Below are 21,648 nucleotides of genomic sequence, written 5' to 3'. Positions count from 1 at the left end.
CTATACCAGCACTGGTGCATCAGAAAGTCCCAGGCGGCTTCTGGTCGTTATCTTCAAGTTATGAGCTTGCTCAAAGAGCCAATCAACGAACTCAGCCCCATCCATGACTTGTACATCGTGGCTTTCTGCGTAGGTTATTGTTTGCTCTTCAATGAGAGCAGAGGTGATGAGCCAGCGCTGTGCGCCCTCTTCTTCAATGGCTGCTAGCTGCTTAATTCCATGGGCATCTGTTGTGCCCTGGTGGTGCTTGACCTGAAGTAAGAGCTTTGTCTGGATGAAACGGTCCTGTCGATACGCTTCAATATCAGCATCTGCAATACCTGAGTAGTGACGCTTACTCGGGCGATGAACGCTATATCCTTCAAGCTCCAGCAACTCCATTACCAACTGTTCAAATCCTTCCCCACCGCTTGCTAGGTAGGTGCCACCCTTTTGAATACGCTTGAGTAGTTCTTTTTTTGCCTCAGCTACCAAATCATTGTTTTGTGCTTCGTATTGGCTGCTTATGCTGCTATGCCCACCCTTTTCGAGCGTGGCATAAAGACGCTCTAGCTCATCGGAGAACTCGTCCAGTGGCGCAATTGCCATACGGATTTTAAGACGAGTTTCGAGTGCATTGGAGAGATCATCCCGAGGAACACGCTTTAAGCTTCCGTCAGGGTTACGCAGGAACTCAGCGCCTACACGATTTTCACCGTAATGCACATCTAGGCTGAAGCTTTTCTGTCCCGTTGCTCGGGCAAGCAAAATCGCCCGGTTTACTGGCACTACAAGCAGGTCACCCTGCTGAATATTGAAAAACCGGCGGATTTGGTTTTCTTTTCGACCAACCTCTATATTTTGCTCGCGAAAAGCGCCCATTAAGTCGTCGGCGCTCACATGGTCAGAAAAATTCATCTGGGACCAACCGTAGCCAACCTGATGCTGATGACTTAATACTGCAGGGCTGCGTACCAATAATACTCGACTCACAGTGACCACCTTGTGTTAAAAACAATACTGAATTAGGTTTTAGTTAAACTTAATAGACTAATAAAGTACAGCTTTCACAACCAAGAATAATGAGATCACTGGACCAGTTTAGTACTGCATCACCTCACCAAATCCAGCAAGGTGTCGTAAGAATCCACCACATCGTATTTCACCTGGGCGGTAGCAATAGTATCGAAGAACTCTGTAGCGCATTTGATTTTGGCTTCTTCCACCTTGCGTAATTCCATAGACGACATGCTGCCCTTAGTCTCAGCAATGAAGTAAACGTGTTTGACGCCTTTTTCATGGAAGGCAATCGCCCAGTCTGGGTTGTAATTGCCCACAGGTGTCGGGATGAAGAAGCTCTTAGGCAGCTTGGCGTATACCACTACCTCTTTGCGCGTCTCCATATCTTCCACGAAGTCACGCTCAATTCCGGAGTCAGTGACCACGTAATCGTAAATGTGCCGTTTGGCTTTGTAGGCGGTATCCAGCCGGTTTTCAGGCTTCTCAATGGTGAAGATGTCTTGGCTATGGATCTCCTTGAGCGGGTCGTAGCTGATGTGCTCGACCACCATGGTAGCCTTCTGCTCATTAATAAGGCGCACGGCTTGCATCATGAAGTCTTCAGGGTTCATGGCATACTGCTTGAAGGTACTCGCCTGAACCTTAGAAAGCATCGCAGCAATAGTGCGGCGTGTTAGCTTTGTACCATCCGCTAATCGACCTATCAGGTCATACGTCACCGCCGAATGCACCGAGCCTTGGTATTTCTGGTTATCCCGTTCCTTAACAGTAAAGCCTTCGCCGCGCTTGAGGTCTTCATAGCTGGCATCCACATTTTGCTCGCCACGCTCAATTTTGTATTCGAGGCGCTTCACCTGGAGCTTTAAGTCCAGGTAACCGACGCATTTTTGAATCAGCTCATCCGAGTTAAAGCGCACCGAATAAGCCGCTTTGCGATTTATCTTCTCCCACAGCGCCTGAAATTCTTGCTTGTAGAAATTATCGTTAAGGGGGTTGAGCTTGGTGCGACGACCATCGTCAATATGTGGCAATTGAGCATTGCTGAAGACGCTATCGATCAGCTGGCCAATTTGTGCCTCATAGGGCTTCAGTGAGTCAGGCAGCTCAGCTAGCGCGCCTTTTTCTTTGGCCTGATGATAGGTATCGGTAATGTGGTCATCGTTATCCGTGTAATCATGTTTGAGCAAGTAACGATAGATGTCCTTCGCCATCGCAGCCGTTACTTCAGTCTCTTCACCGGCATCGTTCACCAGCAGCTTACCCTTGAAGTAATCCTCATCGGCCTTACGGGGCCGTTCAGAAAGGTTGGCGGCAATATCTTTCTGCAGCGCGGTGACGAAATCCTTGTAGCTTTCGCTGGCTATCACGGTCAGCCCATTGATGTCGTGAACGGTCATGGGGTCGTCCATACGCTCACCCAGCTGATTAACCGCCAAACGCAGCCCACGCCCGACTTCCTGGCGGCGTGAGATAGTGTTATCGCTATGCTTGAGTGTGCAGATAACAAATACGTTGGGGTTGTCCCAGCCTTCTCGCAACGCTGAATGCGAGAAAATAAAGCGCGTTGGCTCCTTGAAGGAAAGCAGCCGCTCTTTGTCTTTCAGAATAAGGTCATAAGCGTCTACATCTTGAGAAACCGGTGATTTAGAGCCCGTCTCAGGATCTTTAGTAAGCTTCAAAGCCCCATCAACTAGACGCTTGGACTTCTTGTCGATAGAGAAGTAACCGTTGTGGGTTTTCTCGGTGGCAATCCCTTTAAGGTAGCGATTGTATTCACTGTCTTCTAGGGTCATCACCTCGTTGAGTTCGCGATTGTACTCCTCTTCAAACATCTGGGCGTATTCACCTGCCACCTCGCCACTGTCGTCATACTGGCGGTACTTCGCCACTTCATCGATAAAGAACAGCGTCAATACCTTAATGCCTTGGGAGAATAGCTGCTGCTCTTTCTTGAAATGGGCTTTAATCGCTTCACGAATCTGTATCTGCCGCAGTACTTTTTCAGAAATATCAGCGGTGATATCGCCAACCGTTAGCTCTACGCCATTTTTAAAGCTGAGCAGATCAACCCTGGCATCAATGTCAGAGACCACAAAGCCTTGGTACTGAGCCAGCCCGCCAGATAGTTCATATAGGTTGTCACCTTGCCGGAGCTTGCGACGCTTACGCCGAATACCGCTCGCACCTTTTTCTTCGTACTCCACTACAGCAACGGGTGGCTTGCTGCGGGAGGTTTCGATATTTTCAAGGTAAAGGTAGGCATCCGTGCCGGTTAAGCCACGGGTGGTGATGCCATGCACAGAAATTTTCTTAACCAGTTTTTGGTTGTAAGCATCCAACGCATCTAACCGGTGGATTTTGTTGTAGGTCGTTTTGTGCGTGGCTGAGTAGCGCACAATAAACAGAGGGTTAAACTCGCTCAGCGAACCAAGCGTTTTGCCACCTTCCATCTTCTGCGGTTCATCAAGGAACAAAATTGGCCGATTGGCCTTGATCACGTCAATAGGCCGGCGAGACTGGAAATCATCTAGCTCATTATAAATTCGTCGATTATCTTCACTTCGGGAGTTAAACGCCTGGACGTTGATGATCATTACGTTAATGCCCGCATTGGAGGAAAAATCCTCTATTTGGTGCAGTTGCTTCGAGTTGTAGATAAAAAACCGCGCTTTCTTGCCGTAGGCTTCTTGGAAGTGGTCTGCCGTGATTTGCAGCGACTTATATACCCCCTCACGAATGGCAATACTGGGTACGACAATGATGAACTTGCCCCAGCCGTACTTTTCATACAGCTCGAACATGCTCTTCAGGTAAACGTAGGTTTTGCCGGTACCTGTCTCCATTTCAACATCAAGATTGATGGAGCAGCCGGTTTTATCATCTTTAGCCAACGCATCTGAAATGGGCAAATTCTGGCGCTGCTGCACCGCTTTTATATTGCCTAGTAGCTCCATCTCTGAAAGCTCAACATCTGCATTTCGAAAGCCTGCATCAGCAGCTTCAGGCGACGCATAAAGGTCACGCTGCACAGGGGTAGAAAGCTTGCTCACCCTGCCTGGGTCGATCTGGTACGTTACCCCACGGCTTGGCGGCTGGCCTTTGAAGCAGGCTACTACGGAGTCAACGGCTCGGGTCTGATACGCCTGGGTTTTAAATTGGAGCTTCATAGCCATCCTAACGCTTTCTCTCTGCAAGCTCTCTGCAACTATCTTTTGCAGAGAGGCATAAGTATCTGGTTTTATTAACCTAATCACTAACCTTCAGAGCAGCTCTCTATGCATCTCTTTGAAAGCTCTCTGCAAGATGCCAACACGGTGCGGTATCAGAACCCCTATTAACAATCACACCACGTCGCCTTAGCTTGGTCAGCAGGCTACTGACTTTGTTGTACTTTTGCTTGTCACTTAGCCCATCACTTAACTTATCCATCAATAGCTCATTGATGTCTGCCCGATTCGCCTGGCCAAACTTTTGCAAGTAATCTGTCAGCAGTTTTGCGTAAAATTCATCATCCTGAGCACGGGTTTTGATGTAACCCGCTTTTTTTGATGTTGCTCCAGCCACCTGAGCCGACACATAAAAATTAGGCTTCCGACCCTCGATTAGGCCTGCACGTTTCAAGCGTGTAACAGCATCATCGGCGACAGGTAGCTTTTTCTGCACGCGATCAAGTGCCAGCACGTCCACCAGCGAAAGGTCCGTTTTCTGGATCAGCAAGCGGCTGTATGCCGCGTCAACGACGCTACCGTACAGCTGCAGCCTGACGGCTCCCGGTTCGCTCAAGTCGTAATCTGGCAGGGGTAAATACCGCTTGACCTGGCGGGCATACATATCGTGAATACCGTAGCCCATTGTGTCGATCATATTAAGCTCGGCCATGGCCTGTGTCAGAAAGGGGTTTCGATAGCGCCTTGGCACACGGTGCCCCTCTAAGTAATCACTTGGCTGACCATCGAAAAAACTGCCTTCGTTTTCAAACACCAAGCGATCTGCCCGCTCAACCACCACAACGCGTGCATTGCGGGTGTAATCCTGATGCGCAATACAGTTGTGCATCGCTTCAAGCACGATTTTTTGGTCGTACTTAGAGACTTCGATAGGCAGCAGTTCATCTTGTGGCAATAGCCGTAGTTGGATATTACGAATGCGCTGATATAGCTGCGTGGTCGTGAGCAGAAACGGGGGAGAGAAATGTTCGTAAGCCCGCTCTGGCCCTTCCAGCTTCCAGGTCAACTGCGCGGGATGCGGTGAAAGCAGTGGCGCGGCTTCTTCTTTTCCCACCAACAACAGTGCGGCTCGAGTTATTTTGCCGTCTATCGTTAACTTGGCACGATCCAGAAAGGTTGCCAGTGGCCACCCCATAACCTCATCATGCTCGAAGCGGTTAGCGTATTTCTTTGCGAATGACTCCCTGGCTTTATCGACAGCGGCGGTGTCCAAGTGGTCGAGCGTTGCGTTTGGCACCAACTGGGCAGTCCAATCCGTGGTGTCTGTCTGGCGGCGAATCGTATCCAGCTTATCCAGCCCCAGGTTTGTTAGGCTTTCCCCAGCCCGTGCATAGTAGTGGCCTTGCCAAGCAATTGGCATTCCCATTGGGGCAGCTGGTATTTCAAAAAGTACGACACGTCCTTCTGGCGTTTCCAATTCATAGATAGCGCGGAAGGTAATGCTAGGTTCGGTGCCATCCGCGATCTGCATCTTTAATTGCTCAAGCGTGCCCGCTGCTTGGCGGTATTCTGAGCCAACCACCGCACGCGTCTTGTCATCTACACCAAAAATCAACCAAGCGTTATCGCTGTCGCTTAGATTCGCGGCATTAGCAAGTGCTGAGAAATACTTGCCCAGATCTGACGTGGAGAACCCCTTTACCCCGCGTTTAAACTCGACAATCTCACCTTCCCATCGCTCAATAAGCTCGTACAGCTGTGTTTTGAGTAACTGTTCGTCCATCGCCATGAGTTAAATCACCTTCACTTCGCTATTGGGCGATTTCTGGGCAAATATCTGTTCGACATTGATTTTAACGCTGTCATTGGCAAAGCCAGCATCACGGAACACGGCACGTAACGGCTCATATTCAGCAAGCTGTTTGACGAAGGCCTCATCGATATCAAGATCAAAACAGGCGGCTAACGCCATGTACTTGTCGCTACCATCCACGAAGTAAACGGTTTTACCAGCAATGTCTTTTTGCGTTATCGGAAGGCTCAGGTCGACGCCCCAGTCTAGTATCACTTGGAAGAGTAGGTCTTCGGGAATGCGATCCTGGCGGATATTATCTGTAGCTTTTGAGAGCATGTCTTGGCGAAGCTCGCCGGGTTGGTAGTACACCTCTTCCATATTGGAGCTATCTATCTTAAGCACTCGAAAGCCAACGTCTTGGTTCCAAGACTCATGCTTTTCACTTGCAAGGATTTTTTTACCAGCGCGACGGATACGCTCTTTAGATATTTCAGCAATATTTTTATAGCCTGCTTTAAAAGCTTCCGATTTTTCATCGCAGGGTTCAGGAAGCTGAACCATGATAAATCTTCGGTTACCACCATCTTCGGCATTCAGTTGCATAACTGCGTGGGCGGCAGTAGAGGAACCTGCGAAAAAGTCTAAAACTAAATCATTATTTTGCGTCGCATGCTCAAGGCAATATTTTATTAAACCTACAGGCTTTGGAGTATCAAAAAGCCTCTTTTCAAACATTTTTTTTAGTTCCAAGGAACCACTTTCATTTGCAAACTCGCTTCCGCTCCATATAGTTTTGGGTTTTATTCTCTTTTCTCCATTTATGCCTTCAGCGTAATCTATTTGAAAAACATCATATCTTTTTTCGACACCAACTGTACGCGCACATAGTTCATTTATTCTTTCGGCAGAGGTTTCTTTACCCCAACGCCAGCGGCCGTCTTCGCCACTAGAAAGGAAAGGGTATATCTCTATGTGGTAGTGATCATTTTTTACAAGTGAAACCGTATCGTCGATAGGGTTTGCGTAGAATGGGTAATGCATATTTGGCCTATCAATCTTTCGAGCACTATCCCCACGCTTCCTTAACCCTTGTAATCTAAATTTTTTACCACTGGGGGCCTCTTCTTGATACTCTTTTAAGTATTCCTCAGGTAGAGATACTCCAAGAGACGCAAAACTTACCTTTTGATATACGAGTAAATAATTATGAGCTGTAGCATAAAATTTGTCATCGCTTCTTCCTTTAAAGTTGCTGACAACTGTTATCAATCCAATTCTGTTTTCTTCTCCAAAAACTTCATCGCACGCTTTGCAAAGGTTATTCACCTCGCCATCATCAATATTTATAAAAACAACACCATCATCTGCCAGCAAGTTCCTCGCGAGCCTCAGTCTCGAATAGATCATCGAAAGCCAATCCGAATGAAATCTCCCATTGGCATCTGTATTCGCCACTAATCGATTTTTTTCTTTATCTTTCTGATTTGATCTTTGCAAAAACTCTTCTGTGTTCTCAGAAAAATCGTCTTCATAGATAAAGTCATTCCCAGTATTATACGGCGGATCAATATAGATCATTTTAACTTTCCCAAGATATGTCTCTTGGAGAAGCTTTAATGACTCAAGATTATCGCCCTCAACAAATAGATTCTTCGTATTATCAAAATCAACACTGTCTTCCCGGCAAGGGCGCAGCGTTTTAGCAATCGGCGCATTGGCCGCCAGCAAGGCGTCACGCTTGCCGGGCCAGTTCAAGTGATAGCGCTCTTGCGGGCCTTCAACGATATGGTCGGATAGTTCTTGGCGCAGCTGATCGAAGTCTATTGCTTGCTTTACATTGCCATGCTCATCACGCGCTTCCGTCACGCAGCTAGGGAAGAGTTCTGCCAGCTTGGCGATGTTGCCCTCAGTTAGGTTGGGCGAATGCATTTTGAGCTTATTCATGGTGCTTTCTTTCTCCTGGCCTGCTTGGCGCTTTACCACTAGCGGGCGATATATTCGGCAATCTGTTCTCGTATTCCGCGAAGCTCGGCATTCAGCTCGACTTTGCGGTTAAATTGTTTCGTATTGCGTAACCGTTTCTCTAATTTTTCAGCCTGCTTTCCTAAGGCGGTGGCTGCATTAAATCGTGCTAACTGCTCTTCCAAACGCTCACCATCACGCTTGGGCGTGGGTATCAGCTCACTCAGACACTGGTGGTAAAGCGCTTTCAGATGAATAGCAGGTGGTAACGGGCAGCGTTCCGCACCCTCTTCATGCCAACCGCTACTGAGATAGTGTTCGTCTGTTACCCAATGATTGGCATCCGCTTGACTGGGGCGCTTGTAGGCCGCTTTAACGCATACTCCGCTTGGGCCCTTTAACTCAAACACAGTGGGAAACGGGATAGCGCGGTCAATGGCACTCAACACATCGTCGTGGAGTGCTTCGCCTTTCAGGGTTACCACAAACACCTGCAGCTCGGGCACCTCCTTCGTGCTGGGTAAATTCAGCGTGCTGGAGGCCAGCTTGGCGTGCCAGGTAATCTGATCTACTTCATCACGCAAGCGCTCGCGTAGTTTGGCACTGCCCTTTATATGAGCAAGGATTTTCTGTTTCGCCACTACTCGGTCTAAGCGAGTTTTCGCGGGGAATTGATATAGCAGGCCTGACATTTCTTAACGCCCCTGTTCTGACTGAGCTTGGTGAGCGCCTGTCTACCGAATCACCAGGAACGCCATTAACTCAAAATCACTAAGTCCTTGTATGGTATCTACTAAAGCCGTGGTTGTCCCACCGCCAAACAAGCTATCGATCTCCTGTTCTTCTTTTACTTCCACCATGGAACGAATGGCCTGATCAAGTAACGCCGAATAAGCACTCATATCCCGCCCATCTTGCGTCTCCTGATTGAATGGACGATACACCGTCTCTACGGCCTCTGTGTGTCCTTTACACGCAGTACGAGCCAGATCCAATAGCCGCTTCACCTCTGAGTAATCATTGAGTATCTCGCCCTTGTTGCCAATGTACACAAGGTAATAGGGATGTAAGCGGTTTTGCTGCTGCATCTCGCTTTCTGTTTTGCTCGCCGAATTATTAAGGTGGCGCAACATGAAAATAACGCCGGGAAACAGCCCCTTTTCAGGCTGTGCGGGAGCAACGCTATGTAAGCCGTTGGGGATATGCCCTAAATCACCGTTCTCTTTTATGTAACCCAACAAGTCCATGCGAAACTCGTTCAACCCCAGATCGGTGATCGAAACGCCGGACTTCAAATCCTCCATCTCTACCACTTCGTCCTGTAGGCGCCGTAACTGCTCACGCCGATAGGCAATATCGTTGGCTTGAGCGTTGAGCACGTTGTCATCCCCTGTCGCGGTGACATCGGCAATCACCATGCGGTTTTCAACTCTCTCCTTCAGGTTAATGTACTCATCAAGACTGATATCTGGCCAGTAGTTGACTAGTTGGATTGTGGCATTGGCCGAACCGATACGGTCGATCCGCCCGAAGCGCTGGATGATCCGCACCGGGTTCCAGTGGATGTCATAATTGATCAGCATGTCGCAGTCCTGAAGGTTCTGGCCTTCCGATATGCAGTCAGTAGCAATCAAAATATCAAGCTCACGGGGCTCATCAGGGAACACCTGAGCTTTGCTTTTAGATTGCGGCGAGAATAGCGTCAATAGCCCCTGAAAGTCATAGTGGCGGCGGCTGTCCGGCATGCTGCCTAGTGTTGACGCAGGCGCATCACTTCCAGTGACCAACCCCGTGTGGATTCCATGATTATCCAATAATGTCGGTGCTAATTGCTGATAGAGGTACTTAGCGGTATCAGCGAAAGCGGTAAAGATCAGGATTTTGCGATTCCCTGGATTGATGGGAGTCGTGATTTTATCCGCTATGTATTTGCTTAAGTGCTGTAACTTAGCATCATCATCCGTAGTAACTTTTGCCATTTGCTCTAAAAGTAGGTCGATCCATACCAAATCGTTGTTTAGATCGTGCTCCCACGAAGGTAAATCCATATCCTTCAAGCTGATCTGTACTTTCTTACCCACCGTGCTGTCGTCTGGCATGGGGATGTTGTCATCATCGGGATCAGCATCCTCGTAAGCAGCAGCTAAATCGGCAAAACTTTCGTCACTACCGTTTAGCTTGAAAAGTTGGATTTTATCTAGGATCGCCTGGTGACTATTTTTGAGTGATTGTAACGTCAGCCGAAAAGAAGCCACTGAGCTTTCCAAGCGCTTTAACAGGTTCGTCGTCATCAAAGCTTGCAAGCTTTTTTCCCGATCAGCCTGCTTGAAGCGTCCGCCCCCACTGGTCACCTTGGTGTCGTACATCTCTTCGTACTTTTTCAGTCGGCTCGGTAGGATATAACTAATCGGCGCATAGACAGCGAGTCTCAGCTGGGACAGATGCTGAAAAATTTCGTTAAAATCGATCACGTCCGTGCGAGTTGTCAGGGGGCAGTGGAACGACAACGGCTTGCGGCGTGTAGGAAACCTGCCAATATCAGTGGTGTCATAAAAAGTTTCGATATGCCGCCGTGAGCGTGCGATGGTGACACTATCTAATAACTCAAAGAAATCAAAATCCAGCGTTTTGAGAATGGCGCTGGTCGTGCGCTGTTCAGGTGGTAGCGATGACCAATGGTTAAACGCTGCCTGTGCACGGCGAAATACACCGTCAATATCTTTGGAACCGCTCAAATGCCGCGTTAGGTTTTCCGATTCACCTTCGTAAGCGAGGGCCAGCTGATTCTTCAGGTCATTGAAGCGATTATTGACTGGCGTCGCCGAGAGCATAAGCACTTTGGTCTTCACACCAGCACGCATGACTTGATTCATTAGCTTCTGGTAGCGCGTTTCACGGTCTTTGTAGATATCGTTATTACGAAAGTTGTGCGACTCATCGATGACTACTAAGTCGTAATTACCCCAGTTGACGCGGTCCAGCGGCATACCTAACGATTCGCCGTGCGTACGCTGCAAATCCGTATGGCAAAGCACATCGTAATTGAGCCGGTCCTTCGCCAGGACATTGGTAGTCAGGTTCCGGTTATACGTCAGCCAGTTGTCGGCCAGTTTTTTCGGACAGAGCACAAGCACCGAACGGTTGCGCAGCTCGTAGTATTTGATGACCGCCAAGGCAGTGAAGGTTTTCCCGAGCCCAACGCTATCCGCCAGGATACAGCCATTGTAGGTTTCCAGCTTGTTGATGATCCCAGTGGCTGCATCCCGCTGGAAGTTAAAAAGCTTTTGCCATACGGCGCTATCTTGGTACCCCGTGCGGTCGTTTGGTAATACGTCTTCGCTAATGTCTTCCAAGTATTCGTGAAAAATATGATAGAGCATCAAGAAGTAAATACGCTCGGGGGAGTTTTCTCGGTAGACGGTCTCAATGTGTTCACATAACTGAGCGGTCACATCCTCCAACTTGTCATCGTCTGACCAAAGCTGTTCAAACAGGGCCATAAATTGTGCTGTATGTGCTGGGTCACTGAATCTGGTGACGAAGTTAGAGACAGCATTGCCTGGCTGGTAGCCAAGATCCACGGCAGTAAATCCCTGCAGCGGCATATAGACCGTATTGTTTCCTTGCGCTTCAACCCCAGCGAAGGGCTGCATGGCAGCCTGCCCACGATTAGAACGGAAGTTAGCTTTGCGGCGTATCCAGCTGGCACACTCGCGGGCAATGGCCCGCTGGTTCAGCTGATTCTTGAGCTGTATTTCGAATTCACTACCATGAAGGCTGCGCTCGCGTTCGGCCTTAGGGATAAAAAACTCACGGTGAGCTTTTCGCAGCGTGTCGGTGGCCTCACTAGGCACGAAGGTAGGCGACGTAAAAATGAAGTCTAAAGACTCAACCTTCTCAAGTTCTTTTTTTAGAGCTTCGAAAGCATAGATAGAGAAGCAGGAAGCCGCTATTTTGAGCTTAGCTCCGGGCTGCAGAGTGTCTTTCAGGTCATCGCCTAACAACCGGTTGATGTTGTCGATGATCTCCATGCGCTCGTCTCCTACCGCTCCTTGGCCGTAAACCGTGCCAGGCGTGCTATTAAAAGGTGTGGCTTGCCAGCGTATATCAACGCAAGCGGTTAATGAAGCATTCTTCACTTTCTCAAACCGCCACTTTTCCCTTTGAATTAAGGCCTTAGATTACGCCGCACGTGAATAGCCTTTTACTCCCACTAAAACGCAAAAGCCCCGAGCCTAATAGGACTCGGGGTTCTGTGTTGGTTATGAGTTGACCACTGACATCAGTAATGCTTGATCATCTTGATAGTTCGGGTATAGATCAATGATCGTTTTCTTAGCCATTGTACCAATGCGTATCTCCCCATTGTTGTGCAATGCATCAAGCGTTATGTTTAGTCTGCCTGCATCGCGTAACGAATTTGGTCCATATTTTCGTACACGATTTTTTCTCAGATAACGGTACCCCTCCGTGCGTTTTTGGTTAAACCAGCCTTGTAGCGAGAAATAGTCTTGCTGTTCTTCCGATGGTGCCTGGAAAAGGCGAATAAACTCGTTAGAAAACCAGAAGCTGAGCCTAATAGCATCATTTAGCGTATCTAATGAAACCTCCTCATTTAAGCCGTGCTCTGCACAATGCAGCAGTACCGCCATGCGTGCGATATTATCTGCGAGTTTTGAAGCATGGTCCCCATCTCCCTCAAAACGCCCACCGACGCGTATTTCACGCTCAATCTCATTGGCTACAATGAACCATCGCTCCTTCGCGAGTAGTGAAAAGCCAATCTTAATGCGTTTAAAGTCAGCCGCTTTACTTGCTTTTACGTTGAACTCAAAAAGCTCTTTGACCCATTTTTCATATCCAGGATTCGGAGTTTTGTCGATTTCCTTAACTTGTCTATACCCTTGCGTAGTCAATGGATAGGTAATATGCGTTCTTGCAAAAAAACCGATACCACGTGCGTTTTCACCTCCTTTCGCAACAAAACGTTGCATAATGCTGGGTTGTGCTTGAATAAAAAGCGTCGTGCGTGGGTTCACCACAAAGCTACTACTTGTCTTGCGATCGACTCGAACTGGATCACCACCCCATAACGAGTTCCATAGTGATAACTTGCGGGCTGCAGGCCCGGCTAATATCTCCTCTCCTTCGCTGGAACGTAAAATTGCTGAATTGATCGATTCTCGGTAAAAAATATCGAGAGCCGCCTCAGGTGTCACATCACTGAACGTTCGAATACCTGCTCTAGCGGGGTGTTTAGGTTGTGCCTGCTCGTGCTCATAAAGCTGGGTGATAGCATTCTCATCGCCATCATTTACTACTGCTTTCAATAACCCCCTCTTTTTTGCTTTCCAGATTTCGAATTCAAGTTCGTATTCTAAGACCTCCTGTTCGTAGTTATCGTCTAAGTCAGCTTCTAGCTCGTTAAGATCTTGAGAAAATTGGTTATCTACCGTTGTTTTGCGCTCACCTGATACCGCCACAGTAACGAAATACTGGCTTGGTGGTACGACTTGCCCGTTTGGCTTCTCCACATCCACCAGGTTTTGAAGAAGAAACGATGCAGTTGCCAACCCTCCTTGCACTACCATGGGAAGCGGTGCTTGCGTTGCTTCAGCGACTTGGTAGATCTTGCTGAGTAAAGGCCCACCACTATCAATCACGGGGAAATCAAAAACGGTTGAAGGCAGAATGTGGTAAAAATTGAAAAGAGACATGGGTTACCTCACTGACTGATCCCGCTTAGGAAACCACGAAACTCCTTTACCCCTGTGAGCATTTACAGCTCACACGAAATGCCATGGACGGTGACATCGACAAATTAATGCCAATGCGCCGTACTCAGGGCGTGGTAGAAAAATTTCGTTGTTAAAGAGCGACTACAATACGGATGTATAAAACCACCTTTCGGCTACTTAGCTTTGCTGACGCCGACGCTCTAGCCAGGCAATTACCTCACCTTGATACCAGCCTACGGCGGCAGTTCCCAAACGTACCTGCTTGGGAAAGGCGGGATCGTGCCGTTTGGATTTGTGATCTAACATCTCGTAGATCTTTGAGCGCGAAAGTCCGATATAGGCGACCAAGTCCTTCATGCGCAAAATGGTAAAATCGTCAGTTGTGTACATGGCGATAAGTTCTCCGTATTCGTTAAAGAAACGTCCACGCCGGGGTGGATTGGTAGCAACGTTAGAGAACCCAGCCATTTCGTGCATCCGCTTTTATCTAGGGTTATTCCCTCAATCCGCTCGACCCTAGATATTTTTCCTTGACAATTTATTTCTTAATCAAATCTAGAATAGGCATGAAAACTTTATCAGCTTCCCTGGCTTACCCCCGCTACGCCGCTACTTGTAGCAGGATGTAGCAGCGTCGCCGGACAGCACCAAGCTTTTTCGCAATAGATCCGGGCCCAGATTTGCCACACTCAGTACGCGGGGAGCTTCCATCTCAACAAAATTTCTAGGATTTTGTCGTTTCACCCACCCCTAAAAAATCAGCATTGATGCCTACTTTTTTCTGCGAGTCATCGCCTTAACAAGACGGCCTTATCAGTTGAGCGATGCACAGGCACTGATTAAGCGATACATGGAAGGAGCGAATAATGACGACGACATCATCTGCTTTGATCAGTTTCTATGCCGGAGAGGGATTCGATCACAAAGGCCGGACACTTGAGGATGTCTGGTCGCTGCCGCCCTTCTGGTTGGAGCACACGCATGATTACATTCAGTGGCTGTTTCCGATCCCCGAGACGGGGCGCTTCAACGGCTTTGCGCCGCTGCTAGGCGAGGAGGAGCAGACTGCCTTTGCCACTGACGAGACACTACGGACGCACCATAAGCACTCGCTGGATGTGATGCTGACGTTCTTCGGTCTGGTACGCCAAGAATTGAATATTGAGTCCTTACCCGAACTCAACATGCACGAGCATATCTGGCTCAAGCACGGCGGGCATAACCACCTGCGCATTTCGCGTATCATTCGTAGCCTACATCTATGCCACCAGCCTGAACTGGCCACGGCGTTTCAGCATGCGGTGATCGAGATCGGCCAAACACGTGGCGTGGTGTCAGAGCAGTCTCTCAGGTATTGGCGGGCGGCGAATCAATCCTGAAGCACAGATTGTTACAACTCTCGACCACCCTAATCCGGTAAGGAATGTCCATGCCGCTACAAAATCGCGCTGATCCCTTCGGCACTCTTCAATCAGACAGGGCTCGAGGCAGCCTGATGGGCAATCGTGGTGTCCTCCATGACCAAGAAAAAGCCATTGTCCGCCATTGGTCAACGAAGTCATGGGTAACCTGTGTGCTGGATTATGGTGGCTACCGACGCCCTCTCTTCGAGCCTGGGAAATACTCCCAGCTATTTTTTCTAGATGAAGCCACTGCTTTCGCTGCAGGGCATCGTCCCTGCGGCACATGCCGTAAAGAACGCTTCCGAGAGTTTAGGGCTAAATGGCTGAACGCTAACCCAGAGGCGGTGCCCAGCGAAAAGGTGACGGTTATCTCTATTGACAAACTACTTCACTCGGAACGAGCCGTACGAGGAGGAGCCAAAGTCACCTTCGAGGCGCCAGTGGATACGCTGCCGTTCGGTACCTTCATCGAAAGAGAGGACGACGCTTACCTCATCACTGATACAGCATTGCTCCCCTGGTCGTTTGATGGCTATGGCCGAGCGGAATCGCTTCCCGAGCCAGGCACGATCGCGACCGTTCTCACTCCTTTCTCGATTGTTCGATTATTCCGAAACGGCTTTCGACCTCAGGTAGATGAGTCTGCTGATCTAGAGTAAGTCAGGGTATTCGTGGTGACTTGGCCCAGAGTCTGAAGTCGAGAGCGTATCCTTTGCGAACCGATTATTTGAAGCCCTTGATTACTGACAGCTGAGCTATTCAGGCGTCTATACCGCTACTCTAACTTATCCTCGATACCAAAGAAGATTGAGGCATGCCTTAATTTTGTTTTTGAAAACGGCTAGAGTACGGCACTTGGGGTTGCGCTAGTTTCTGGTGCGTCTGTCCATAGTGCCTCATCTCATTAGAATAGTTTTGTGTAGGGAGCATATGAAGAAAAAATGGTTGCCGAGGTATGCCTATCGCATCCTCAATCGTGATGGCCAGGAAATCGAACCGCTGTGGCAGTACCCCGCTTCCGGGCCGGCCTTGTTCGATCTAGCGGATACGCTCATGCTTCACTACTGGGGCGAACAACCTCGAGAGGCCTACGTAGAGCTCAAGTGTAAAGGGCGTCGCATCCCAGTAACCTGGACGGAGGACGAGGTCTCAAGGATCGAGTCGCTCTTTCTCGAAGATTTGGAGTGGGATGGGTTTATAGTCAATATTGCTCGTCTGTCCCTTCTCGATAAGCCAACGGATGAGCCGTTCATGTGGCGCCTAGATGTCTCAGAGCCTGACCTGGACGACGACGATGACGACAATGACGACGAGCTGATTGAAGAAGAGCCTAGCGGACCGAAGCAAACCCCTACGCGTTACAGAAGAGTGCGTTCAGATGCCTCGATTTTCAGCACCTTGCGCTCTATTGAAAAAGTATTTGGTCTACCCGAAGGCTGCGTTCTCATTACCTACCGCAATAGGCGGCGGGCCAGAAGTGACTCCAACATCGGAGCCATCAGAAAGCACTGGGACGACACCTAGCAAAGACTATGATAGGTCATACCATTTAGTATTTTATACGCTCGGCTACCAGGAAAACTGACAATCCGTTCGTAGATAAATCGAACACCGCTCTCACGCTGATCAAGCAGGGTTAATCAGTAACGCAGCCCGTGGGCTGTGTGGGCCCACGTCTTGAAGGGAATGTCCGTCTTTGTGAAAAGACTAACCTCTTTTAAAACAATTGTGAATATTGTTATTCGGTTACAGCTAAATGCTGGTTGTCGCTTTCTGATGCTGGTCCACCCACCGTCGAATCAATGTCATCCCTGGGCCTTTTGGATAACGCCTTCCCTGCAACCACTCCTCCAGGGTGCGGCGTGAGACGCCTACCTCCTCAGCCATTTTGGCTTGGGTGATGCCACGTAGTTTCCGCAATGCTGTGGCGTCGCGAAGTAATCTCCGTTTGGGCTCGTCATGCTCTAAGGCGACTAGACGTTTATCATCGCTAGATTCGCGGGGCAGCGTTTCGTTAAGAAAGCGAAACATCATCAGCCTCCTGATAATTGCATTAATAGTTAAATAGGCCCGCATAGCGAGCCATTGTCTGAGGACAACTATGGATATTGGCACCACACCATTGGTGCTATGAAAACTACGGCACTTGCCGTCGTAGGTTGAATAACCCCACTTTTTCCCGTGATTGCCGTAGTCATACAATAGGTAGAAGTATCAATATTTTAGATAGATTCTGGTTGAAAATTCGGTAAAGGATGTTGGCGTGGTCGGCCGACACGCGGCCCATCAGGAAGGCGGGGGGCTGGGCTGGTTTGGAAGGTTCGGCCTTGTACCGCCATTGAGGCGTATTCATCAACCTTCGTGAGGTAGCTTGCAAGTTTAATGAGCCCTTTGCGCTTATGGATGTCGTTGAAGGCGACTTCACCGCAGGCATTAAACTTGTACCGGTTAGTAGCTTTTCGGTTACAGCTGAAATAGACCCCCTGTCCACCGGTGATTTGTTGTGCCCACAGCTGACCAATCTGACTGGCTCGCATTACGTCATTACGAACCTGGTGGCCGTTGAAGAAAAATAGGAAATGGTAATGGAAGCCTTTCTGGGGGCGCCACTCCAGCTTCCAGGCGAAGCCAAGTAAGTGCGCAAATAGGCCATGGGTGTTGAAGAGTCCACACAGCTGCTCACGGTGGTAACTAGCAGTTTCATAATCGATCCATGGACCTTCGTCTTTGCTGTAGGAAAGATCTACGCGCACGACCTGTAAGCGACTATAGCAGGCAAATAACGAATCGATTAAATGGTGGACTCTCTTGCAGTTGTCTCGGCCATTGCGTTTGTTCCGCCCACGCTGATTGATGAAGCTTGGCTGTGTCATGTACTCATACCACGCTCCGAGTCGATTATTTAAGTCCATGACTGCCTGCTCTGCATTCTCACGTGTCATGGTCGGCGGTATCTGGAATCCCGCTTCATGTAGATAAGCACATTGCTGAAAGGCCCAAAGGAAGCTCTCAGCGTAAGGGCTAGGGCGATAAGGCATAGGTTCTTGGGGATCGAAAATAGTGACTATCACCGTGTAAACGGTCTGCAACATGTTTAACAAGGGATCACTACCCAGTCGTACCATGTCGCTTCCAAAAAATACCGACTGAATAAGGCGTTCACTGTCTAAGAAAGCAGGCTTCCTAGCCATTGCCTTCAAGCACTTATTAACCTTAATCAGATCCCTCAGCCAGTAGTGATATGAGGGAGAGGAAATATCCATACCAAACGCATTCGTTTCGCATTGGGTATCTCCTAGGCTGTACAGCAGACTCAGCATGCTATCTTCGGTGAGGGTATCGTAGTCGGGGTGGTGAGGGTCATTGAGATCGTACATGGGAGGTATCTCCGGCATTGAATAGGGTATTGAGCCTTTCGCTCGTACCATCACGCCGGTATGTAAAAATTTACGTCACTGCCGTTCCTAGTTGGTTGCGCTAACTGCTCAGTGATAGGCAATCTGCTTCTTATCACCCTGCGCTTTGCATGGAATTAGACCATGCAAGAAACGCTTTCTCAGCTTGATATTGTTCAACTCCCCTTCTTGCTCATTGCGATGTGTATTTCTTCTTTTATTAGCGATAAATGATCTCTACTGAATGGCTATTGGTTCCCATAGCCTTCAGTGGACTCTATCAACTTGTAATAACCCCCTTTATAGCCAATAACATAGGATCCTTAATTACCTCAGCCAGTTTTCACCGGGTATTACGGCTTTTTTTGTATTAAACGTTGGCTGTACCCCCTAATTCATACTGGCCGACTTCAAAAAGTTAGCGTCGTGCACAACAAGTAATTTCCGCTTCTATAACAGTTAATAGTCTGATTTAATTTAAAAAAATCTCAGCCACATACTACCTCTATGAAGCTATCAGGGATGGCTAAATCAGCATCCGATTCACTGCTAATGGAGGAAGACCATCATGACACCCCACTGTCCAAAGTGCGGTTCCCCTAATGTTATATCTCGCAACCTGGGTAGAAAGGTTGGCGGTGCCACGGGGGCCGCCGCCGGTGCTGCCTCTGGGGCAGCCGGTGCCCTTAGTGGTGCTAAAGCAGGTGCGCTGGTCGGCGCAATGATAGGCCCCGCAGGCATTACTATTGGCAGCCTGTCTGGTGCCGTATTTGGTGGGTTGTTAGGCGGCACGACCTTGGGTGTTGCCGGTGCCAAGCTAGGGCATGAACTTGATCAGAAAATGCTCGATAACTACGCCTGCTGTGCCTGTGATTGCACCTTTCGTCCTCACGCTGAATAACCGCCTATCAGCGGCCCTCTCTACCGCTTAATACGACGACTACCTCTACACGCATTCGCTTGCCCGCCTTATTCAGGGCGGGCCGTTATGCCGTGCGCGCTCATTAATGTTGAAAAATCTGAAGGAGTTTGTAATGGCTCATCTCGTCGAACAAATGGCTTATGTTGGCAATACCCCTTGGCATGGCCTGGGGCAGCAACTTTCTCGTCACCAACCGCTGGAAGTCTGGCAGCAACAGGCCGGTATGAACTGGCATATTGAAGAAGCCCCGGTTCGCTTTATTGCCGAGGGTGCAAGCCACCTGGGCAGCATTCACTCATTCCCCGAACAAAAGGTGCTCTACCGCTCCGATACGAAGGTACCGCTATCAGTGGTGTCCCAGCGCTATAAGGTGGTTCAGCCTGAAGAAATTTTGGAATTCTACCGGGACCTCACCGAATACGCCGGATATGAGCTGGAGACCGCTGGGGTACTCAAAGGTGGTCGTAAGTTCTGGGCTTTGGCACGCAGTGGCTTGAGTACCTCGCTTAAAGGCCAGGATGAAGTCAACGACTATTTACTACTGGCAACCTCGTGTGACGGCACCTTGGCGACGATGGCCACACCTACCACGGTAAGGGTGGTGTGTAATAACACGCTGCAGATTGCGGTGGATGGCACCTCACAAGCCGTGAAAGTACCCCATCGCTCGGAGTTTGATCCCCGAGCGGTGAAGAGCCAACTGGGCATTTCTGTTTCCCAGTGGAACGACTTCATGTACCGGATGAAGACATTGGCAGAACGCAAGATTGATCACCATGAAGCCCAGCACTATTTTCAGTCAGTGATTTGTGGGGCTGAGAAGCCGTTAGATGATCCCTCTAAGCTGCCCAACTACCGGGCCCTGAATAAAGTGCAGAAGCTCTACCACGGTGAAGGCCGAGGTTCGCACTTGATTACCGCCAAAGACACCGCCTGGGGCCTGCTTAATGCCGTGACCGAGTACGTGGACCACGACAAACGGGCACGCAGCAACGACACCCGGATGGATTCGGCCTGGTTCGGCCAGGGCGCCCAGCTCAAGCAAGAAGCACTGGATGCAGCGTTAGCGCTAGTGTCTTAACCAACCTATCGGTAGGGCGTCGTTCTACCCCTTACTGCGACCTTTCCTAACCAATGATATTCACCATCTCCCCGGCATAGACGCCCAGCCCCTCAAAAGCTGGGCGTTTTGCTGTGGGGCTTATGCCGCGAGGTACTGCCATGACGTTTATTTCCCATGCCATTGAAGTTGCTTTAACGCGCCTGACTGAGGAGCTAATAGCTAATCATGCCCACCGCGCTGACACCGTGGTCTGCGCTCAAGGCACGTTTTATCGAGCAGAGGTACAGCTAGTGCCTATTAAAGCCAATGAGCTAGCCCAGCATTTAGCGGAGTAATACCGCAATCACTTCATAACGATGCCTGGCTACCCGGCATCACCACCCATCCTTGTTTCAATGGAGGTGCCCCATGGCACGATCCTCTAATGTGGTAAATTCTTCTTCCCGTCCGGTAACTCCTTCAAGCACAGCCAAAACCGCCGTTGTCTCGGCGGTACCTGCATCCCCCGTGGAGTCGACCTCTACAGCAGAAAGCACCGCGATCATTCAGGTAATCGAACGCGCTGCCCTCAATCCCGACGTCGATATCGACAAAATGGAGCGCTTACTGCAAATGCAGGAACGCGTTATGGATCGTCAGGCCATGATGGCCTATAGCGCTGCCATGGCAGCCATGCAGACCGAACTGCCTAGCATTGAAGAGCGCGGGCAAACCAACAACGGCTGCTACGCTACCTTGGAAGATATCGTTGATACCGTGCGACCGATCATGCAGAAGCACGGCTTTGCGGTGAGCTTTCGTATTCAGACGCAGGAGAGAGGTATTCAGATAACGGGGGTGCTGATGCACAAGGATGGCCACCGTGAAGAAACCAGCATGCTATTGCCTGCGGATATGAGTGGTAACAAAAATGCAGTGCAGGCGTTTGGTTCCTCTACTAGCTACGGCAAGCGCTATGTACTTTCTGCACTGCTCAACATCACCACACGCGGCCAGGATGATAATGGCAACGCCAGTACCAAAGCAGGCCTCAAGACAGTCACCGCCTTCCAGGCAGGCCAAATCCAACGCTTGATCAGCCAATGCCCCGCAACGACCCAGGAGTGGTTTAGCGGCAAGTACGGCTCAGCCGTGCAAGTGCCGTATAGCGACTTCGACAAGCTTCGGGCATCTCTCACCAAGCGGGCGGTTAAGTGAACGGCGT

At 49.4% G+C, this 21,648-nt stretch carries 17 protein-coding genes; 7 read left to right on the top strand and 10 right to left on the bottom strand.

Going from position 1 to position 21,648, the window contains the following annotated elements; genetic code table 11:
- From QHL1GM_RS18660 to QHL1GM_RS18625, 8 genes are all read right to left on the bottom strand, one after another.
- Positions 1–972 (bottom strand): restriction endonuclease, encoded by a 972-nt coding sequence (locus tag QHL1GM_RS18660; RefSeq protein WP_071695810.1) that lies wholly within the window; start codon positions 970–972, stop codon positions 1–3.
- A gap of 119 nt (positions 973–1,091) precedes the next feature.
- Positions 1,092–4,166, bottom strand: a complete 3,075-nt coding sequence (locus tag QHL1GM_RS18655) for a type III restriction-modification system endonuclease (protein ID WP_071695809.1) — start codon at positions 4,164–4,166, stop codon at positions 1,092–1,094.
- A gap of 106 nt (positions 4,167–4,272) precedes the next feature.
- Positions 4,273–5,955, bottom strand: coding sequence for an RNA-binding domain-containing protein (locus tag QHL1GM_RS18650; protein WP_254795332.1), 1,683 nt, complete (start codon positions 5,953–5,955; stop codon positions 4,273–4,275).
- 3 nt (positions 5,956–5,958) lie between these two features.
- On the bottom strand, positions 5,959–7,905 hold the full coding sequence (locus QHL1GM_RS18645; protein WP_071695808.1) for a site-specific DNA-methyltransferase: 1,947 nt from the start codon (positions 7,903–7,905) through the stop codon (positions 5,959–5,961).
- 38 nt (positions 7,906–7,943) lie between these two features.
- Entirely contained in the window at positions 7,944–8,615 is a 672-nt protein-coding gene (locus tag QHL1GM_RS18640; protein ID WP_071695807.1) for a DUF4391 domain-containing protein, read from the bottom strand.
- A gap of 42 nt (positions 8,616–8,657) precedes the next feature.
- Positions 8,658–11,954, bottom strand: coding sequence for a helicase-related protein (locus QHL1GM_RS18635; protein WP_071695806.1), 3,297 nt, complete (start codon positions 11,952–11,954; stop codon positions 8,658–8,660).
- Positions 11,955–12,185: 231 nt separating this feature from the next.
- Positions 12,186–13,640: a YfjI family protein gene (locus QHL1GM_RS18630; protein WP_071695805.1), complete on the bottom strand. Its 1,455-nt coding sequence runs from the start codon at positions 13,638–13,640 to the stop codon at positions 12,186–12,188.
- Positions 13,641–13,838: 198 nt separating this feature from the next.
- Positions 13,839–14,138, bottom strand: a complete 300-nt coding sequence (locus tag QHL1GM_RS18625; RefSeq protein ID WP_217648554.1) for an AlpA family transcriptional regulator — start codon at positions 14,136–14,138, stop codon at positions 13,839–13,841.
- A 389-nt stretch (positions 14,139–14,527) separates the two neighbouring features.
- Here QHL1GM_RS18625 and QHL1GM_RS18620 point away from each other — a divergent pair, with 389 nt between their 5' ends.
- The 3 genes from QHL1GM_RS18620 (at position 14,528) to QHL1GM_RS18610 (ending at position 16,588) form a co-directional block, all read left to right on the top strand.
- A complete protein-coding gene (locus QHL1GM_RS18620) occupies positions 14,528–15,040 on the top strand; it encodes an opioid growth factor receptor-related protein (protein ID WP_071695803.1) in 513 nt (170 codons plus the stop codon).
- Between the two features lie 50 nt (positions 15,041–15,090).
- Entirely contained in the window at positions 15,091–15,723 is a 633-nt protein-coding gene (locus tag QHL1GM_RS18615; RefSeq protein WP_071695802.1) for a hypothetical protein, read from the top strand.
- Positions 15,724–15,994: 271 nt separating this feature from the next.
- The gene (locus tag QHL1GM_RS18610; protein WP_071695801.1) at positions 15,995–16,588 is read left to right on the top strand and encodes a hypothetical protein; all 594 of its coding nucleotides are present in this window, start codon (positions 15,995–15,997) and stop codon (positions 16,586–16,588) included.
- A 228-nt stretch (positions 16,589–16,816) separates the two neighbouring features.
- On the opposite strand, the gene QHL1GM_RS18605 is transcribed toward QHL1GM_RS18610, so the two are convergent.
- Entirely contained in the window at positions 16,817–17,098 is a 282-nt protein-coding gene (locus QHL1GM_RS18605; RefSeq protein ID WP_175540404.1) for a DNA-binding transcriptional regulator, read from the bottom strand.
- A 188-nt stretch (positions 17,099–17,286) separates the two neighbouring features.
- Entirely contained in the window at positions 17,287–18,441 is a 1,155-nt protein-coding gene (locus tag QHL1GM_RS18600) for an inovirus-type Gp2 protein (protein WP_071695799.1), read from the bottom strand.
- 586 nt (positions 18,442–19,027) lie between these two features.
- On the opposite strand from QHL1GM_RS18600, the gene QHL1GM_RS19775 reads away from it, so the two are divergent.
- The 4 genes from QHL1GM_RS19775 (at position 19,028) to QHL1GM_RS18585 (ending at position 21,641) form a co-directional block, all read left to right on the top strand.
- Positions 19,028–19,360, top strand: coding sequence for a hypothetical protein (locus tag QHL1GM_RS19775; protein ID WP_175540403.1), 333 nt, complete (start codon positions 19,028–19,030; stop codon positions 19,358–19,360).
- Between the two features lie 133 nt (positions 19,361–19,493).
- A complete protein-coding gene (locus tag QHL1GM_RS18590; RefSeq protein WP_071695797.1) occupies positions 19,494–20,462 on the top strand; it encodes a DUF932 domain-containing protein in 969 nt (322 codons plus the stop codon).
- A gap of 140 nt (positions 20,463–20,602) precedes the next feature.
- Complete coding sequence (locus QHL1GM_RS19445) at positions 20,603–20,779, top strand: hypothetical protein (RefSeq protein ID WP_175540402.1); 177 nt, start codon at positions 20,603–20,605, stop codon at positions 20,777–20,779.
- A 73-nt stretch (positions 20,780–20,852) separates the two neighbouring features.
- Positions 20,853–21,641: an ERF family protein gene (locus QHL1GM_RS18585; protein ID WP_083571060.1), complete on the top strand. Its 789-nt coding sequence runs from the start codon at positions 20,853–20,855 to the stop codon at positions 21,639–21,641.
- Positions 21,642–21,648: the final 7 nt, after the last annotated feature.

The sequence above is a fragment of the Halomonas sp. QHL1 genome (genome assembly GCF_001882345.1).
In the GTDB taxonomy this organism is placed as follows: Bacteria; Pseudomonadota; Gammaproteobacteria; order Pseudomonadales; family Halomonadaceae; genus Vreelandella.
This window is presented reverse-complemented; position numbering and strand designations above follow the sequence as displayed.

Excerpts from the sequence above, each read along its gene's own strand:
- QHL1GM_RS18655 (WP_071695809.1), bottom strand. The coding sequence starts at position 4,166 with ATGAAGCTCCAATTTAAAACCCAGGCGTATCAGACCCGAGCCGTTGAC.
- QHL1GM_RS18650 (WP_254795332.1), bottom strand. The coding sequence starts at position 5,955 with ATGGCGATGGACGAACAGTTACTCAAAACACAGCTGTACGAGCTTATT.
- QHL1GM_RS18645 (WP_071695808.1), bottom strand. The coding sequence starts at position 7,905 with ATGAATAAGCTCAAAATGCATTCGCCCAACCTAACTGAGGGCAACATC.
- QHL1GM_RS18640 (WP_071695807.1), bottom strand. The coding sequence starts at position 8,615 with ATGTCAGGCCTGCTATATCAATTCCCCGCGAAAACTCGCTTAGACCGA.
- QHL1GM_RS18635 (WP_071695806.1), bottom strand. The coding sequence starts at position 11,954 with ATGGAGATCATCGACAACATCAACCGGTTGTTAGGCGATGACCTGAAA.
- QHL1GM_RS18630 (WP_071695805.1), bottom strand. The coding sequence starts at position 13,640 with ATGTCTCTTTTCAATTTTTACCACATTCTGCCTTCAACCGTTTTTGAT.
- QHL1GM_RS18625 (WP_217648554.1), bottom strand. The coding sequence starts at position 14,138 with ATGCACGAAATGGCTGGGTTCTCTAACGTTGCTACCAATCCACCCCGG.
- QHL1GM_RS18620 (WP_071695803.1), top strand. The coding sequence starts at position 14,528 with ATGACGACGACATCATCTGCTTTGATCAGTTTCTATGCCGGAGAGGGA.
- QHL1GM_RS18615 (WP_071695802.1), top strand. The coding sequence starts at position 15,091 with ATGCCGCTACAAAATCGCGCTGATCCCTTCGGCACTCTTCAATCAGAC.
- QHL1GM_RS18610 (WP_071695801.1), top strand. The coding sequence starts at position 15,995 with ATGAAGAAAAAATGGTTGCCGAGGTATGCCTATCGCATCCTCAATCGT.
- QHL1GM_RS18605 (WP_175540404.1), bottom strand. The coding sequence starts at position 17,098 with ATGATGTTTCGCTTTCTTAACGAAACGCTGCCCCGCGAATCTAGCGAT.
- QHL1GM_RS18600 (WP_071695799.1), bottom strand. The coding sequence starts at position 18,441 with ATGTACGATCTCAATGACCCTCACCACCCCGACTACGATACCCTCACC.
- QHL1GM_RS19775 (WP_175540403.1), top strand. The coding sequence starts at position 19,028 with ATGACACCCCACTGTCCAAAGTGCGGTTCCCCTAATGTTATATCTCGC.
- QHL1GM_RS18590 (WP_071695797.1), top strand. The coding sequence starts at position 19,494 with ATGGCTCATCTCGTCGAACAAATGGCTTATGTTGGCAATACCCCTTGG.
- QHL1GM_RS19445 (WP_175540402.1), top strand. The coding sequence starts at position 20,603 with ATGACGTTTATTTCCCATGCCATTGAAGTTGCTTTAACGCGCCTGACT.
- QHL1GM_RS18585 (WP_083571060.1), top strand. The coding sequence starts at position 20,853 with ATGGCACGATCCTCTAATGTGGTAAATTCTTCTTCCCGTCCGGTAACT.